The 16,872-nt window shown below is 64.1% G+C and carries 15 protein-coding genes; 2 read left to right on the top strand and 13 right to left on the bottom strand.

The window, feature by feature from the left end:
• Positions 1–22 precede the first annotated feature (22 nt).
• The 5 genes from LQK84_RS02925 to radA all read right to left on the bottom strand — a co-directional run bounded on the left by LQK84_RS02925 (position 23) and on the right by radA (position 6,200).
• Complete coding sequence (locus LQK84_RS02925) at positions 23–1,543, bottom strand: acetyl-CoA hydrolase/transferase family protein (protein WP_230827090.1); 1,521 nt, start codon at positions 1,541–1,543, stop codon at positions 23–25.
• Between the two features lie 209 nt (positions 1,544–1,752).
• Positions 1,753–2,496, bottom strand: coding sequence for an SDR family NAD(P)-dependent oxidoreductase (locus LQK84_RS02920; protein WP_230827088.1), 744 nt, complete (start codon positions 2,494–2,496; stop codon positions 1,753–1,755).
• Between the two features lie 12 nt (positions 2,497–2,508).
• Positions 2,509–3,963 (bottom strand): amidophosphoribosyltransferase, encoded by a 1,455-nt coding sequence (purF, locus tag LQK84_RS02915; RefSeq protein WP_230827283.1) that lies wholly within the window; start codon positions 3,961–3,963, stop codon positions 2,509–2,511.
• Positions 3,964–4,043: 80 nt separating this feature from the next.
• Positions 4,044–4,715 (bottom strand): CvpA family protein, encoded by a 672-nt coding sequence (locus tag LQK84_RS02910; RefSeq protein WP_230827087.1) that lies wholly within the window; start codon positions 4,713–4,715, stop codon positions 4,044–4,046.
• A gap of 81 nt (positions 4,716–4,796) precedes the next feature.
• Positions 4,797–6,200 carry a DNA repair protein RadA gene (gene radA, locus LQK84_RS02905; RefSeq protein ID WP_230827086.1) on the bottom strand — a complete coding sequence of 468 codons (1,404 nt, stop codon included), beginning with the start codon at positions 6,198–6,200 and terminating at the stop codon, positions 4,797–4,799.
• A 171-nt stretch (positions 6,201–6,371) separates the two neighbouring features.
• Here radA and LQK84_RS02900 point away from each other — a divergent pair, with 171 nt between their 5' ends.
• Positions 6,372–8,609 (top strand): molybdopterin-dependent oxidoreductase, encoded by a 2,238-nt coding sequence (locus tag LQK84_RS02900; RefSeq protein WP_230827085.1) that lies wholly within the window; start codon positions 6,372–6,374, stop codon positions 8,607–8,609.
• A 16-nt stretch (positions 8,610–8,625) separates the two neighbouring features.
• Here the strand turns inward: LQK84_RS02900 and LQK84_RS02895 are convergent, their stop codons facing one another.
• The 8 genes from LQK84_RS02895 to LQK84_RS02860 form a co-directional block, all read right to left on the bottom strand.
• The gene (locus LQK84_RS02895; protein WP_230827084.1) at positions 8,626–9,060 is read right to left on the bottom strand and encodes a PilZ domain-containing protein; all 435 of its coding nucleotides are present in this window, start codon (positions 9,058–9,060) and stop codon (positions 8,626–8,628) included.
• Positions 9,061–9,211: 151 nt separating this feature from the next.
• Positions 9,212–10,372: an alanine racemase gene (gene alr, locus LQK84_RS02890; RefSeq protein WP_230827082.1), complete on the bottom strand. Its 1,161-nt coding sequence runs from the start codon at positions 10,370–10,372 to the stop codon at positions 9,212–9,214.
• Between the two features lie 81 nt (positions 10,373–10,453).
• Positions 10,454–11,179 (bottom strand): amino acid ABC transporter ATP-binding protein, encoded by a 726-nt coding sequence (locus LQK84_RS02885; RefSeq protein ID WP_230827081.1) that lies wholly within the window; start codon positions 11,177–11,179, stop codon positions 10,454–10,456.
• Positions 11,157–11,816: an amino acid ABC transporter permease gene (locus tag LQK84_RS02880; protein WP_230827080.1), complete on the bottom strand. Its 660-nt coding sequence runs from the start codon at positions 11,814–11,816 to the stop codon at positions 11,157–11,159. Before LQK84_RS02880 ends, LQK84_RS02885 begins: the two co-directional genes overlap by 23 nt.
• Positions 11,813–12,484 (bottom strand): amino acid ABC transporter permease, encoded by a 672-nt coding sequence (locus tag LQK84_RS02875; protein WP_230827079.1) that lies wholly within the window; start codon positions 12,482–12,484, stop codon positions 11,813–11,815. The genes LQK84_RS02880 and LQK84_RS02875 overlap by 4 nt, the downstream gene beginning before the upstream one ends.
• Positions 12,485–12,590: 106 nt before the next feature.
• The gene (locus LQK84_RS02870) at positions 12,591–13,379 is read right to left on the bottom strand and encodes a transporter substrate-binding domain-containing protein (protein WP_230827078.1); all 789 of its coding nucleotides are present in this window, start codon (positions 13,377–13,379) and stop codon (positions 12,591–12,593) included.
• A gap of 175 nt (positions 13,380–13,554) precedes the next feature.
• Positions 13,555–15,294: a methyl-accepting chemotaxis protein gene (locus LQK84_RS02865; RefSeq protein WP_230827077.1), complete on the bottom strand. Its 1,740-nt coding sequence runs from the start codon at positions 15,292–15,294 to the stop codon at positions 13,555–13,557.
• A 138-nt stretch (positions 15,295–15,432) separates the two neighbouring features.
• Positions 15,433–15,942 (bottom strand): FUSC family protein, encoded by a 510-nt coding sequence (locus tag LQK84_RS02860; RefSeq protein WP_230827076.1) that lies wholly within the window; start codon positions 15,940–15,942, stop codon positions 15,433–15,435.
• 188 nt (positions 15,943–16,130) lie between these two features.
• Between LQK84_RS02860 and LQK84_RS02855 the strand changes: the two genes are divergently transcribed.
• On the top strand, positions 16,131–16,778 hold the full coding sequence (locus LQK84_RS02855) for a hypothetical protein (RefSeq protein ID WP_230827075.1): 648 nt from the start codon (positions 16,131–16,133) through the stop codon (positions 16,776–16,778).
• Positions 16,779–16,872 lie beyond the last annotated feature (94 nt).

Here is a 16,872-nt window from a genome sequence, read left to right as displayed (position 1 = left end):
TCGGCGGTTCGGCGATGCCCCCTCACTTCGGCAGCATCGACCCCGTTTCCACAAACCGCTGATGCCATGACAGCGCCTCCGAAAGGATGTTCGGCGCGTGGAGGCCGTAGGAGGTCTTGAGCGCGCGGTGGTAGTAGTCCTCCAGCATCGGCCGATAGGCCGGGTGCGCGCAGTTGGCGATGACCAGTTCGGCGCGCTGCTTGGGGCTGAGGCCGCGAAGATCCGCCAGCCCCTGTTCCGTCACGATGACATGGACATCCTGGTTGATGTGGTCGACATGCGAGACCTGCGGGACGATGGCCGAGATCGCGCCCTTCTTGGCGGTCGAATGCGTCATGAAGATCGAGAGATAGGCGTTGCGGGCGAAGTCGCCCGAGCCGCCGATGCCGTTCTGGATGCGCGAGCCCATGACATGGGTCGAGTTCACATTGCCGTAGATATCGGCCTCGATCAGCCCGTTCATGGCGATGCAGCCGAGCCGGCGGACGAGTTCGGGATGGTTGGAGATTTCCTGCGGGCGAAGGATCAGCTTGTGGCGATAGCGCTCCGCCTCGTTGTTCAGCCGCTCGGCGGCCTCGGGGCTCAGGGAGAAGGCCGTGGCGGAGGCCATGCGCAGCTTGCCGGCATCGAGGAGATCGAGCATGCCGTCCTGGATGACCTCGGTAAAGGCCGTCAGGTTTTCATAGGGCGCATCCATCAGCCCGGCGAGAACGGCATTGGTGACATTGCCGACGCCTGACTGCAGCGGCAGCAGGTTCTTCGTCAGCCGCCCCATCTTCACCTCATGGGCGAAGAATTCGAGGAGATGGCCGGCGATCGCACGCGCGACGTCATCCGGCGCGGCAAAGGGCGCGTTGCGGTCGGGCGCGTCGGTCTCGACAATGGCGATGATCTTCTCGCGGTCGACGCGGAAATGCGGCTGGCCGATGCGGTCGTCGGGGCGCACCAGCGGGATCGGCACGCGATGCGGCGGCAGCGCCGTGCCGTAATAGATGTCATGCATCCCGTTGAGCGCCTCGCTCTGCCAGCGGTTGACCTCGAGGATGATCTTGTCGGCACGGTCGAGCCACGTCTTGTTGTTGCCGATGGAGGAGGAGGGGATGAGCGCTCCTTCGTTGGTGATGCCGGAGACCTCTACGAGCGCGATGTCCAGATTGCCCAGGAAACCCTCCCAGACCAGCGGCGCGACCTGGCTCAGGTGAATGTCGAAATAGTTCATCTGGCCGTTGTTGATCTTCTCGCGGGCGATCGGGTCGGAATTGTAGGGCAGGCGGAATTCGATCGCGTCCGCCTTGGCAAGCGCCCCGTCGAGCTCCGGGCCGGTGGATGCGCCGCTCCACACCTTGATCTTGAACGGCGAGCCTGCGGCATGCGCGGCTTCGATGCGTCTGGCCAGCGCCAGCGGCACGCTCTTGGGATAGCCTGAACCGGTGAAGCCGCTCATGCCGACCGTGGCGCCCGAGGGGATGAGGGCGGCAGCGTCTTCGGCGCTCATGATGCGGTTGATCAGTGTTTGGTCCTGGATACGGCTCTTCGAAGACATGCATGCTCCTTGTCCAGCGCCTTGCGGCACATGACGAATCAACAAAAATCGGCCGCGCCGTGTAAGTGCGCGTCAGGACAAGGAAAAATCGATTTTTTGGCTTTTTGTCTTTGACTTAACGCAAGTGCGAAAGGAAAACGGCGCAGCCGCGAAGCGGATGCGCCGAACCCGTAGCTTGACCCGAAGGAGAACGCCCGTGCGAGCGCCTGTCAGTCCGGCATATGATACGTCAGGAACCGCTTCTCGCGCACCGAATAGAGCCGGCCGGTCTCGGTCATCGCCGGATCGGTGAGCGGCAGGATCGCCCTGGCGACGTCGGAGGGATGCGGCAGCGAATCCGGATCTTCGCCCGGCATGGCCTGCGCGCGCATCGCGGTGCGGGTCGCGCCCGGGTCGACGGCATTGACGCGGAGCGTGAAATTCTGCTGCTCGCCCGCCCATGTCCGCGCCAGCGCCTCGACGGCGGCCTTGGAGGCGGAGTAGGGACCCCAGAACGGCCGGCACTTGTGGGCAGCGCCCGAGGAGAGAATGACGGCGCGTCCGGCGTCCGACTTCGTCAGCAGCGGCTCGACCGAGCGGATCAGCCGCCATGTCGCCGTGACGTTCAGCAGCATGACCTTCTCGAACACCTTGGCCTCGACATGGCCGATCGGCGAGATGACGCCGAGAATGCCGGCATTGGCCACCAGCACGTCGAGCTTGCCCCAGCGATCGTGGATCGCCTGGCCGAGCGCGTCGATGGCGTTCATGTCGGCGAGGTCGAAGGGCACGAGCGTCGCACCTTCGCCCGTCTCCCGCTTGATCGCATCATCCAGCTCTTCGAGCCCGCCGGTCGTGCGCGCGCAGGCAATGACATGCGCGCCGGCCTTGGCAAGCTCGATGGCCGTGAAATAGCCGATCCCCCGCGATGCGCCGGTGACCAGCGCGACACGACCGTCCAGAATTCCCCCCATGATCGTCTAACCTCAACCGTTGCTGGCCAGCAGCGAGAGGCTGCGGATCTTGGAATCGACTTCCTGGTCCATCAGGCGGGTCGGATACTCGCCGCTGAAGCAGGCGTCGCAGAACTGCGGACATTCCGCATTGCGCTGCGGTTCGCGCACGGCGCGGTAGAGCCCGTCGATGGTGAGGAAGCCGAGCGAATCCACCTTGATGAAATCGGCCATGTCCTCGATCGACATGCGCGAGGCGAGCAGCTTCGCCTTTTCCGGCGTGTCGACGCCGTAGAAGCAGGGCGACATGGTCGGCGGAGAGGCAATGCGCATATGCACTTCCTTCGCACCCGCGTCGCGCACCAGCTGCACGATCTTCTGCGAGGTCGTGCCGCGCACGATCGAATCGTCGACCAGCACGACACGCTTGCCTTCGATCATCTTGCGGTTCGGATTGTGCTTCAGCTTGACGCCCATGTGGCGGATCGACTGCGACGGCTGGATGAAGGTCCGGCCGACATAGTGATTGCGGATGATGCCGAGCTCGAAGGGAATGCCGGATGCCTGCGCAAAGCCGATGGCGGCGGGAACGCCGGAATCCGGCACGGGGACCACGATATCGGCGTCGCAGGGGCTTTCCAGCGCCAGCTCTTCACCGATGCGCTTGCGCACGTCATAGACGTTGCGGCCTTCCAGATTGGAATCCGGACGGGCGAAATAGACATATTCGAAGATGCAGAAACGGGTCGGCACCGGGGCGAAGGGGAAATGGCTTTCAATGCCCTTGCCGGTAATGACCACGACTTCGCCAGCCTTGATGTCGCGGACATAGCGCGCGCCGATGATGTCGAGCGCGCAGGTCTCGGAGGCGAGAATGTAGGAACCGTCGAGATCGCCGAGCACGAGCGGGCGAATGCCCAGCGGGTCGCGCGCGCCGATCAGCTTCTTCTCGGACAGGCCGACGAGCGAATAGGCGCCTTCCACCTGCTTCAGCGCATCGATGAAGCGGTCGAGGAAATCCTTGCCCTCGCTCATGGCGATGAGATGCAGGAAGGTTTCGGTATCCGAGGTCGAGGAGAAGATCGCGCCACGCTTCTGCAACGCCTTTTGCACGGTCAGCGCATTGGTCAGGTTGCCGTTGTGCGCAATGGCAAAGCCGCCGCCGTCATATTCGGCATAGAAGGGCTGGACGTTGCGCATGCCGCCGCCGCCGGTCGTGGCATAGCGGGTATGGCCGATGGCGCGATTGCCGGGCAGGCGCTCGAGCACCGAGGTCTTGGTGAACGTATCGCCGATCAGGCCGGCATGGCGTTCCACATAGAACTGCTTGCCGTCATAGGAAACGATACCTGCCGCTTCCTGGCCGCGATGCTGGAGCGCATGCAGGCCGAGCGTGCAGAGCGAGGCGGCTTCCGACTTGCCGAAAATGCCGAACACGCCGCATTCGTCGCGGAATGCGTCTGCCTCCGGGCTGTCGTCGTCTACCATGGCCTCATGTTCAAGATGGTTCATTCCGTTTGCTCCTCGGCAAAATCATTTGCGGCCCCGTTCGGGGGCCGCAGGCAGATTTATCCGTTTGTGCCGTTTTTCCGCGGCGCCTTGGTTGTGTCAGGCGCCTTTGTTGCATCGGGCGTCTTCGCATCTGTCGGCGCTGCATTGTCGGGCGCAGTGCCGTCGTCATTGGCAGCACCGTCATCCGGCGCTTCTTCATTGGCCTTCTGAGGCATGACACCCTTCAGGCGCTCAAGCAGCGTCGCATCGATATTGTCTGGCATCATGGCGATCAGCCGGTTGCCCAGATTGTCGATCAGCGGCTTCGACTTGGCGTTCGAGATCCAGTCCGGACGCTTGGTCGGCTCGACCAGCCAGTTGAAGAACATCATGGCGACGACGACGATCAGAACGCCACGCGCTGCCCCGAAGAGGAAGCCGAGCGTGCGATCCAGCGCGCCGATGCGGCTGTCGATGATGAAATCCGCAATCTTCATCGTGATATAGGAAAGCAGGATGAGCGCGACAAGGAAGACGACACCCGCAGAACCGGCGAGAGCCACCGTCTTGGAGCTCGTATATTGCTGCGCATAGGGCAGCACGAAGGGATAGAGCTTGTAGGCGGCGTACGCCGAGCCTGCCCAGCTGGCGACCGAGAGCACCTCGCGCGAGAAACCACGCACCATGGCAAGGACAGCCGAGAACAGCGCCACGCCAAGCACGATGCCGTCGAGAAGCGTAATGGGCATTGAGTGTCACTCCACCTTTCAAGAACCACGGACCTTCGCGATGCCGTGGCCCGTTTCCCCATGAGACCGCTTCCGGCGGTCTTATTCTTCGTCCTGGTCCTGCCTGGCCTTCAGCTTCGAGCCCGCAATGCGCGCCACGAGATCCGGCAGGCTCTCGATTTCCGTCCACTGGCCGCCCGCGCCCTTGAGTGCGTCGCCCGAGACCGGCAGAACGGCCTTCGTAAATCCCAACTTCTCGGCTTCTTTGAGGCGCTGCGCGGCCTGCGCAACGGGTCTCACGGCGCCTGAGAGGCTGACTTCGCCGAAATAGACGCAATCGGGCGGAAGGGCAATACCGGCAAGCGATGAAACCAGTGCGGAAGCCACAGCCAGATCGGCTGCGGGCTCGGAAATGCGATATCCGCCGGCGACATTGAGATAGACATCGTGCTGTCCGAGCCGCACGCCACAATGGGCCTCCAGCACCGCGAGAATCATCGAGAGCCGCGCCGAATCCCAGCCGACGACGGCACGCCGCGCCGTACCAAGCGAGGTGGGCGCGACGAGCGCCTGGATTTCCACCAGAACGGGGCGCGTCCCTTCCATGCCGGCAAAGACAGCAGCACCCGGCGATTTCGCATTGCGTTCGCTTAAGAAAAGCGCCGAGGGATTGGAGACTTCGCGCAAGCCCTTGTCGGACATTTCGAAGACGCCGATCTCGTCGGTCGGCCCGAAGCGGTTCTTGACGGTGCGCAGAATCCGGTAGTCATGGCCGCGATCGCCCTCGAAATAGAGAACCGCATCGACCATGTGCTCGACGACGCGGGGACCGGCGATCTGACCTTCCTTGGTGACGTGGCCGACGAGAACGATGGCCGCGCCCGTCTGCTTGGCAAAGCGAATCATCGCCTGCGCGCCGACGCGCACCTGCGTCACCGTGCCGGGGGCCGAATCGGCGGTGTCTGACCAGAGCGTCTGGATCGAATCGATGATCGCAAGGTCCGGCCGCTTGCCGCTGTCGGCCAGCGTCGCCAGAATATCCTCGACATTGGTCTCGGCAGCGAGCAGCACGTCGGTCTTGTCGGCGCCCAGCCGCTGCGCGCGCAGCCGGATCTGGGCGACGGCCTCTTCGCCCGAGACATAGATGACCTTCTGTCCGCGCCGCGACAGGGCTGCCGCCGCCTGCATCAGGACCGTCGACTTGCCGATGCCGGGATCGCCGCCGACCAGCACGGCCGAGCCGCGCACGAAGCCGCCACCCGTTACGCGGTCAAGCTCGGAAATGCCGGTCTCGATGCGGGGCGCTTCCTCGATCTCGCCGGACAGCGCGGTCAGAGCGACGACGCGACCCTTCTTCGGCACCTTGCCCGGCCCGCCGCCAATGCCGCCCGTCGGGTCGTCTTCGATGATCGTGTTCCACTCGCCGCAGCCTTCGCATTTGCCGGCCCAGCGGGAGTGAACGGTGCCGCAATTCTGGCAGACAAATTGTGCGCGTGCTTTGGCCATCATCAACCCCGGAACAAAAGTAGAATCAAGGGCTCTATTTAGCGACCCCGCGCCGCCGCTGCAATCGCCGCAGGCCCTTTCCCTCGCGATCAATCGCCATCCGTTCACGCTTGTACAAATCTGCCATTTGCCACATACTCGTCGGTATGTCGCCAGCCCGGGAGGAGTACCATGGCCGTCGAAACAAGCTACCGCATTTGTCCGCTCTGCGAGGCCTGCTGCGGCCTCGAGGTTGCGCATGAGGATGGACGCGTTGTCTCGGTGCGTGGCGCGGAGAACGACCCGTTTTCGCAGGGCTATATCTGTCCGAAAGGCGTGGCGCTGGCCGATCTGCATGACGATCCGGACCGTCTGCGCATGCCGATGATCAAGCGCAACGGACGTTTCGAGGAGGCGTCCTGGGACGAGGCCTTCGCCGAGATCGAGCGTGGCCTGATGCCGGTGATCGAGACGCACGGGCGCGAGGCGGTGGGCGCGGTGCTCGGCAATCCGGCGTCGCATCGCTATGGCATCAACCTGTTCTCGCAGCGCCTCTTGAGAGCGCTCGGTACGCCGAACATCTTCTCGTCCTCCACCGTCGACCAGATGCCCAAGCACCGCGCCGTTGGCGAGATGTTTGGCAGCTGGATGAGCATTGCCGTGCCGGACATCACCCGCACGGACCTCCTTGTCATCCTCGGTGCGAACCCCATGGCCTCCAATGGCAGCCTCTGGACGGTGCCGGATTTCCGCGGCAAGGCGAGGGCGCTTCGGGCGCGCGGCGGGCGCATGGTGACCATCGACCCACGCCGCACCGAAACGGCGAAGGTCTCGGACGAACATCTCTTCATCCGCCCCGGCGGGGATGTCTTCCTGCTGCTCGGTCTCGTCAACACGCTGTTTGCCGAAGGTCTGGTGAAGACAGGCCGGCTTGGCGATTACCTGAACGGCCTTGCTGACCTGAAAGCGGCCGTCGCGCCTTATGACGCCGGGCGCATGGCACCGCGTTGCGGCATTGCGGCGGAGGATATCCGCAGGCTGGCTCGTGACCTTGCCAACACGGAGCGCGCCGCCCTCTATGGCCGCATCGGCACCTGCGTTCAGGGCTTCGGCACGCTGAACTCATGGCTGATCGACGTCGTCAACATCCTCACCGGCCATATGGACGAGCCGGGCGGCATGATGTTCCCGAAGGCCGCAGCCTTTGCGGCCAACACCAAGGGCGCGCCGGGCTCCGGCCGCGGCATCAAGGTTGGCCGCAGGACCATGAAATCCGGCCCGGTTCCGGAAATCATGAGCGAGTTTCCGGTGAGCACCATCGCCGACGAAATCACCCGGGCGGGCGACAAGGGCATCCGCGCGATGATCTCGGTGGCCGCCAATCCGATCCTCTCCGCGCCGAACGGCGAGAAGTTGTCGAAGGCGCTGGAGACGCTCGACTTCATGGTCAGCCTCGACATCTACATCAACGAGACGACCTGCCACGCCAATGTGATCCTGCCCGGCACCTCGCCGCTGGAAGACAGCCACTGGGACGTGCTCTTCAGCCAGTTTGCCTGGCGCAACACGGCGCGCTATTCGCCCGCCACCTTCGAGATCGAGGAGGGGCGGCTGTCGGAATGGCAGGCGATCATGCGCTTCACCGGCCTCGTCCAGGGCAGGGGGCCGAATGTCGACCCGCAGGCGCTCGATGACGAGATGACCCGAGCGGAAGTCGAAAAGCTCGCCGGCCCGATGACGGACCAGCTCATGCAGCTGGTCTCCGGTCTCAGGGGGCCGGACCGCCTTGTCGAACTGGAGCTGCGCAGCGGCCCCTATGGCGACGGCTTCGGCCGCAAGCCGGAAGGGCTGACGCTCGCCAAGGTCAAGGCAACGCGCTACGGCATCGATCTCGGCCTTCACGAGCCACGCATTCCGGAAATCCTGCGCACGCCCTCCGGCCGGATCGAACTCGCGCCGGCGGATTTCATTGCCGATCTCGCCCGTGTCGATGCAGCACTCGACGAGCCTGCCTCCGATCTCGTCCTCATCGGCCGCCGCGATGTGCGCACCAACAACAGCTGGATGCACAATCTGCCGACGCTCGCCAAGGGGCCGAACCGCTGCAAGCTGCTGGTCCATCCGGCGGATGCCGCGCGCTACGGCCTTGCCAATGGCGCGCTGGCGGAGGTGACGGGCAACGGGACCAGCCTTCTGGTGCCGGTCGAGATCAGCGACGACATGATGCCGGGCGTTGTCAGCCTGCCGCATGGCTGGGGGCACAATGCTGATGGCGCAAGACTGGGGCTGGCCGCGCGCAACCCAGGCGTCAACGTCAATGCTCTCATTCCTGAAGACACGCGCGATCCGCTTTCGGGCAACTCGGTGCTGAATGGTGTGGCGATTTCGCTGAAGACGGTGGCCGTGCCGGTCATCGAGGCCGCGGAATAGGCCTCACGCGGGGGGCTTACTTGAATTTGCCGAAGACCGGCTTCTTCGGATGCCGGCTGGTGCTCGGAGTGGGCGCCTGTGTCGTCTCCGTCTCGTCGACGGCGTTGCGGGCGTCATAGAGATCGACGCGCTGCTTGCGCACGACGTCTGTCGGGATGCGCGGGCCAGTAAAGCGCACGCCGTAGAGGTCGCCCTTGTGCCAGACCTTCTCGCACTCGACCTTGAAACTGTCGAGTTCGACGAAAAGCGTGAAATTCGACGGCACGATCCAGCCCAGATTGAATTCGATCTTGGCGCCGGTTTCGCTGAGGTCGCGGACGACACAGGGAACGGCGCTGTGCTCCTGGTTGAAGGCCGCATGCGCGCCCTTGAAGACACGCATGCGCCGGGGACGCTCCATGGGATCGTCTGTCGGCGGGGGCGGTGTCTTGTCTTCGGAGTCCATCGGCATGCCGTTTCGTGCAGGAATGCGCCATCGAGTTCGCATGATACCTATTCGAACACATATATATTGAAAATGTGTTTCAGAAACGGTTCAGGAACGAATATTGCCAGCAATATTAGAGTCTTGCCTTACGTGAAGCGATGCGCCTCAGCGGCATTTACCCGTCGATATAGGCCCGCTGGTAGCGATTGCCGAGGCTGGTCAGCAGCTCGTAGCCGATTGTTCCGGCCGCGCGCGCGGCATCGTCCAGAAGGATGTTCTCGCCGAAGAGCTCGATATAGTCGCCGGCGCGGATATCGCCTTCCGGAACATCGGTGACGTCGAAGATCGTCAGGTCCATGGTGATCCGGCCTGCGACCGGCACGCGGCGCCCGGCAACGAAGCCGAAGCCGCCCTGCCGGATGTTCTCCCGCAACGGGATGCCGCTGCCGGAAAGGGCGCGGTGGTAGCCGTCGGCATAACCCGTCGACACGATGGCGAGACGGCTGTCGCGCGTCAGCACATGGGTCGCGCCGTAGGACACCGGTTCGCCGGCCCTGGCGTGGCGGATCTGCAGGATGCGGGTCTCGGCGGTGACGACCGGCCGGGACGGGTTCCTGACGCCATCCAGCGCCTCGCCGCCATAGATGCCGATGCCGGGGCGCGTCAGGTCGAAATGGTAGTCCGGCCCGAGATGGATGCCGGGCGAATTCGCAAGGCTTGATTCAACGCCTTCATAGGCCGCGGCAACGGTTTGAAAAGACTCAAGCTGCTTGCGGTTGAGCGGATGCGACGGGTCACTGCCGCAGGCCAGATGGCTCAGCATCAGAACCGGCGAGAAGCTTGCCGGCCGCGTCGGATCGCCCGCCAGCGCCAGCGCTTCCTCGACCGAAAGCCCGAGCCGGTTCATGCCGGTATCGACCATCAGCGCGCAGGGGCGCTCCTCGTCGAAGGCCACCGCATTCGTCCAGCAGGCGATCTGCTCTTCGGAGACGAGGACCGGAACGAGATCGTGGCTGAAGCACTGAGCTTCGACGCCCGGCCAGACGCCTGCTAGCACGAAGATGCGCGCCTCGGGCGCAAACTGCCGCGCCAGCATGCCTTCGTCCGGCGTCGCCACGAACATGTCGCGGCAGCCGGCATCGTAGAGGGCAGGCACGACGGCCTCGATGCCGAGACCATAGCCGTCACCCTTGACGGCCGCGCCCGCGCGCGCCTTTCCCGACGCCTTGGCCAGCATGCGCCAGTTGTCGGCAAGCGCGCCAAGGTCGATCGTCAGGCGTGAAGGGGCCGCCTCGAAAGGCGTGAACATGAGGTCGTCGTCGAATTCGTCGGTCATGCCGCAAGGCTTACTATCTCGCACCTGCGAAGGCAATCGCGTCGGATGCATGTCGCACAGGTGCGTGCCGCATTTTTGCGCTCACAGCATGCCGAGAAATTGCTTCAGTTCGGCGGTCTGCGGATTGGAGAAGACCTCCTCCGGCGGGCCGATTTCGTGAACGCGGCCCTGATGCATGAAAACGACGCGCGAGCAGACGTCGCGGGCGAATTTCATCTCATGCGTCACCATGATCAGCGTCATGCCTTCGGCGGCAAGCTCGCGTACCACGGCCAGCACTTCCTGCACCAGTTCCGGGTCCAGCGCCGAGGTGATCTCGTCGCAAAGAAGCGCGATCGGCTCCATGGCAAGCGCGCGGGCGATCGCCACGCGCTGCTGCTGGCCGCCCGAAAGCTCGTCCGGATAGGCATCGAACTTGTGTCCGAGACCGACCCGGTCGAGCATCTTGCGCGCCATGGTCTCGGCTTCCGCCTTGCCGGTCTTCTTCACCACGGTCTGCGAGACCATGACATTGCCGCCGACGGTGAGATGCGGAAAGAGGTTGAACTGCTGGAAGATCATCCCGACCTTCAGCCGAAGGGCCCTGAGATGCAGCTCGTCGGGGAGAAGCTGTGCGCCGGCAACGGCAATCGAGCCGGCATTGATCGTCTCCAGCCCGTTGATGCAGCGAAGCAGCGTGGATTTGCCCGAACCGCTCTTGCCGATGATGGCGATGACTTCGCCGGGCTGGACATCGAGATTGATCCCCTTCAGCACCTCGTTGTCGCCGAAGGCTTTGCGGACTTCAGTGATTTCGATGAGCGACATTCAGTTTCCTTTCGAGCACCTGGGCGCTCTTCGACAGCGGCCAGCACAGGGCGAAATAGATCAGCGCCACGAACCCGTAGACCGTGAAGGGCTGGAAGGTGGCGTTGGTGACGATGGTTCCGGCCTTCGACAGTTCGACGAAGCCGATGATGGAGGTGAGCGCGGTGCCTTTGACGACCTGCACGGAGAAGCCGACGGTCGGCGGCACGGCAATGCGGATCGCCTGCGGCAGGATGATGTGGCGCATCTGTTGCAGATAGCCCATGCCGAGGCTGGCCGAGGCCTCCCATTGCCCCTTGGCGACGGCATCGACGCAGCCGCGCCAGATTTCCATCAGGAAGGCCGCACTCCAGCAGACGAGCGCGAGACCGGCGGCCAGCCAGGCCGGCACATCGACGCCGAAAAGCCCGAGGCCGAAAAAGGCGAGGAAGAGCTGCATGAGCAGCGGCGTGCCCTGGAAGAGCTCGACATAATAGCGTGCGAATGCGCGGGCGGCCGAGACCTTGCCGATCCGCATGAAGAGCAGGAGCGTGCCGAGCAGGCCGCCGCCGATGAAGGAGACGAGCGAGAGCACGACGGTCCAGCGCGCGGCGAGCAGCAGGTTGCGCAGGATGTCCCAGGTGGAAAAGTCGCTCATGCGCGCCTCCGTCTCGGGAAGATGATCACGCCGATGCCGCGCATGGCGGCGCGCAGGAGGACCGCGAGCGCCAGGTAGACGACCGTCGTCAGCAGATACGCTTCAAACGCCCGAAAGGTGCGCGACTGGATGAAGTTGGACGCGAAGGTCAGGTCTTCCGCCGCAATCTGCGACACGACGGCCGAGCCCAGCATGACGATGATCACCTGCGAGGACAGCGCCGGCCAGATGCGTTGTAGCGACGGAAAAAGGATGACATGGCGGAAGGTCTGGATCGGCGACATGGCAAGGCTCGCCCCCGCCTCGAACTGCCCGCGCGGCGTCGCCTGGATGCCGGCGCGGATGATCTCGGCGCTATAGGCTCCGAGATTGATCACCATGGCGATATTGGCGGCCAGCAGCTCGTTCATGTGAACGCCGATGGAGGGCAGGCCGAAGAAGATGAAGAAGAGCTGGATCATGAAGGGCGTGTTGCGGATCAGCTCCACATAGGCACCGACAATGGGCTTCAGCCAGTTGGGCCCGAGCGCGCGGCCCCAGGCGCAGAAAGTGCCGAGCGTCAGCCCCACCAGCCCGCCGACAACCGTCAGCTCGACCGTGATCGCCAGCCCCTTGAGGATCACGCCCGAATAGTCGGGGATCCAGGAAAAATCGAAATGGTAGGCCAAGCCTCACCTCATGCCGGCCGAGCGCCGGTATCACCAAGACAGAAGAGAAAGAGAGGCGGGCCGGCCCGGGAGAAAATCGGGAGGAGGGCCGACCCGCATGCGCCGATCAGAGATCGGCAGGAAGCGGGGCCTTCAGCCACTTTTCGGCGATCTTGTTCAGCGAACCGTCCTTCTTGGCCTCCGCGATGATCGCGTTCAGCTTTTCGAGAAGGGCGGGCTCGTCCTTGTTGAGACCGACGAAGCAGGGCGAGTTCTTGATGAGGAACTTCATTTCCGGCTTCTTCGGCGGGTTCTTGGCGATGATCGCGGCGGCAACGACGTTGCCGGTGGCAACCGCATCGACCTGGCCCGAGAGGAAGGCGGAGATCGTGCCGTTATTGTCCTCATAGCGCTTGATCGTCGCGTCAGCAGGCGCAACCTTGGTCAGTTCCAGATCCTCGACGGCACCGCGCGTGACGGCAATCGTCTTGCCCGAAAGGTCGGCTGCCGACTTGATGGCGGCGTCAGCCGGCGCGAAGACGCCGTTATAGAAGGGCGCATAGGCTGAGGAGAAGTCGATGACTTTTTCGCGGTCCGGGTTCTTGCCGAGGCTCGAAATGACGAGATCGACCTTCTTGGTCTGGAGATAGGGAATGCGGTTGGCGCTGGTGACCGGCACGAGTTCGACCTTCACGCCAAGCTTTTCGGCAATCAGCTTCGCCATGTCGATGTCATAGCCCTGCGGGGCCATGTCCGCACCGACGCTGCCGAACGGCGGGAAGTCCTGCGGGACGGCCACTTTCAGCGTGCCGCTCTTGGTGATGTCGGCCAGCGCATCGGCATGGGCGGCGCCCGTCAGTGCTGCGGTGGCTGCAAACGTTGCGGCGGCGATGGCGATGAATTGTCTTCTGAGCATGGTCACTCCTTGTTGTGATCTGCTCAGCGAAATGCAAGCACCATGCCATGAGAGGCAGATGCGGACAAAACAGGCGTCGCCCCATCAAAGACTGACGTTTGCCAGTTTTATGCCGAAAGATGCAGCACCCCGTGCATCGTGGTTATGCAGACGGAGCAACAGATGGTCCGAGCGGTCAGAACTCTTCCCAGTCCTGCTGCTTGGCTGCGGTCGCGGTGCGCGAGTAAGCCGGCCGGGAGGGGGGAGCAGCCGGTCGGCGGACAGGAGCCGCGGCCGGTCGTGTCGTGACGGCCGCCCGGATTGCAGGGCGCGGCGCATGACTGCCTGCGGCAGTGCCGGTGCGGAACTGCGACAGCATGCTCACCAGGTTGGAGATCTCGTCGTTCAGACACTGGATGGAGGCGGTGGTCTCTTCGGCCATCGCGGCATTCTGCTGCGTGCCGCCTTCCATGCGGTCGACGACGCCATTGATGTCGCGGATGCTGCGTGCCTGTTCGCCGGTCGCGGTGGCGATGGCATCCACATGGCAATCGATGATGGCGATCTGGCTGGCGATATTGGTGAGCGCACGGCCCGTCTCGTCAACGAGCGAAACGCCGGTGCGCACATTTTCACCCGACGCCCCGACCAGTGCCTTGATTTCCTTGGCGGCATTGGCCGAGCGCTGCGCCAGTTCGCGAACCTCCTGGGCAACGACGGCAAAGCCCTTGCCCGCGTCGCCGGCACGCGCGGCTTCGACGCCGGCATTCAGCGCCAGCAGGTTGGTCTGGAAGGCGATCTCGTCGATGACCCCGATGATATTGCCGATTTCGGCGGAGGATTGCTCGATCCGCCCCATGGCGTCGATGGCGCGGGTGACGATGCTGGAGGACTGCTCGGCCTCGCGACGCGTCGCGTTCACCACCCGGCCGGCTTCCTCGGCGCGCATGGAGGCGGCTGAGGCGGCCTCGGTCACCTGGTTCAGCGAGTTTGCCGTCTCCTCGATGGCGGCGGCCTGCTGCTCTGCACGCTGCGAGAAATTGCGCGCGGCATCCGTGATTTCGCCGGTGGCGGCGCTCACCGCATCGGCTGTCGCCTGTGCGGCATGGAAGGCGTTGCGCAGCTTCTTGAGCGCCTGATTGAAGAGAAGCCGTGTCCCGTCGACGGTCGGGAACAGCGTCTCCTTGATGTCTGCCATGAGATCGCCTTCGGACAGCGTGCGGATCGCGCCATCGAGCCTGGCAATCGAGTTGATCCGGTATGTGGTGTCGTCGGCAAATTGCAGAATTTTCTCAGGCTGCCCGTCCTCAGCAGGGATGCGGTAGAAGCTGCTCTGAAGGAACAGAATGTCTCCCGTCTTGCTCACCTGCCTGACAAGCTGCGAGACCCGGGCCTCCTGCGCCACCCGCTGCCAGAACTGCGCATGCGCGCCGCTCTTGATCTCCTGCGGATCGGCAAGCCGCGCCGCCGACATCGTCTTCAGTTCCGCGAGGCTGTAGCCGGTCACCGCAACATAGAGCGGGCTTGCATCCAGAAGCTTGCCATCGCTGGCGAAGACCGCAACCGCCTGCACGTTCCAGATGACGTCAAAGGCGCTGCCATAGGGTGCTGTTTCCGGCGCGGCAGGCTCGACAGTCACCAGCCGCTGCCCGGCCTTCGAGCCGGCAACACGCAGCACGACATCATGGCCGTTGAGAGTGGCGTTGATCTGCCCGGTCTTTGCCGTGGCAAGCGCGGACGAAGTTTCCTGCGCGCCTCGGGACAGCAGCCGGGGCAGGGTCTCGCCTGTGGCGGAACATCCGGCAAGGTCTGCAAATGCGTCGTTCGCCCAGATGATCCTGCCGCTGTCATCCACGACGGCGAGGGCTGCGAGATTGCTCAGATCGCCGATCTGTCTTGGAACTGCCGGACCGAAAAGACGACTTGCAAACGACATGATTGTACGACCTCCCGCAATTGCTATGCCCGCTAACAATTAGTCAAACATGGTTAATTCTTCATGAGGAGGAATGGGGATGTCGTAAGCCGCCACGCGAGCACGCGGCGGCAGCAGGCGGGGCGGGACCGGCAGGCTTCAGGGCGGCGGGGCACCGTCGGAGTTTCGCTCCTGAGGGGCGATGATGCGCTCCGCGATCCAGTGGACGATCGCGCCGATCACGCCGCCGAGGATAACCTCGCTGCCGCGCGCATAGCCGGCCACGACGAGCGAAGTCCCGGGTTCGAGCGAGAAGAAGACGATCGGGGCCGTCCACATCGCCACCTTCAGGTCCGGCCAGCGTCTGACAAGCGCGGCACAGATGGCGACGCTGAGCCCCATCTGTACGGCGATGTCCCAGCCGAGCGTCGTGGTGAATGTGCCGGCGGCAACCGCCACGACAATGCCGACAATCGTACCGGCGAAGCGCCAGAGCATGGCATTGCGGGTCTGGAACAGCTTCTCCTGCGAAACCACGATCGCCGAAACGGCAGCCCAGACCGGATGTGTCAGCCCGAAGACGGATGAGGCCAGCATGTAGGCGAGGGTGGCCGCGCCCGAGCAGCGCAGGACGAAGGCAATGTCACGGATGGTCACGCTGAGGCTCATGGTCGTTCCCGGTGCTTTGCCTCCCGCCCTGATTTAATCGCCAGCGGCGCGGCAATTCAAGGGACCAAGGCTTGCGCAATTCGCCCCTCTGCCATGCCGCCGGCGGGGAGGACGGTGGTGTGCGGAAACGGGTTGCGGCAAGCGCGAGGCACACCTAGTCTGGCACGGGATGAAGAGGAGCGATTGCCATGCCGGCAGAGCCAAGGCGGAACCGCGTGACACCCTTCGGCCGGCTCGAGGCGGTTCCGGCGCGCGGGCAGCTGATGGGCAATCGCGGCGACCTTCGCGACCGGTCCGGCGCGATCGTCCGCGACTGGAAAGTCCCGCGCTGGATTGCCTGCCGGCTCACCCATCCGCGCGGCCTGCTGGTGACCTTTGACAAACCCGGCCGCTACACGCCGCTCTTCTTCGCCGACGAGCCGACGGCGCTGGCCGCCGGCCATCGGCCCTGCGCCGAGTGCCGGCGCGAGGATTACAAGGCCTGGCAGGAGGGCTGGCGTCTTGCCTTCGGCATCAAGCCGTCCTCGGCAGAGATGGATGCTGCACTCCATGCCGCCCGCATCGGACGGGACGGAAGCAAGCGCATGACGCAGGCGCTCATCGGCGATTTGCCCGACGGCGTCATGGTGACGATGGCCGATGCGCCGGCGACACCGCTTCTTCTCTGGAGGCAGCAGCTGCATCCCTGGACCCATGATGGCTACGGTGCACCCCGGCAGGTGGCCCGCTCGGCATCGTGCACCGTCCTGACGCCGTCGCCGTCGGTTGCCGTCCTCGCGGCACTCGCCTCGGCAGGCGCCCCACCGTGGCCGGGCTTTGCGGATCCCCGGCTCTGAACCGAACTGGCGCCTTGCCGGCAGCGCGATCTTCGTCAAATTGTCACACGACCGGCCTAGGACCGGCGCGGGCGCATTGAGGACTCGTGATCCG

The sequence above is a fragment of the Rhizobium sp. C4 genome (genome assembly GCF_021026315.1).
Classification (GTDB): Bacteria; Pseudomonadota; Alphaproteobacteria; order Rhizobiales; family Rhizobiaceae; genus Ensifer_A.
This window is presented reverse-complemented; position numbering and strand designations above follow the sequence as displayed.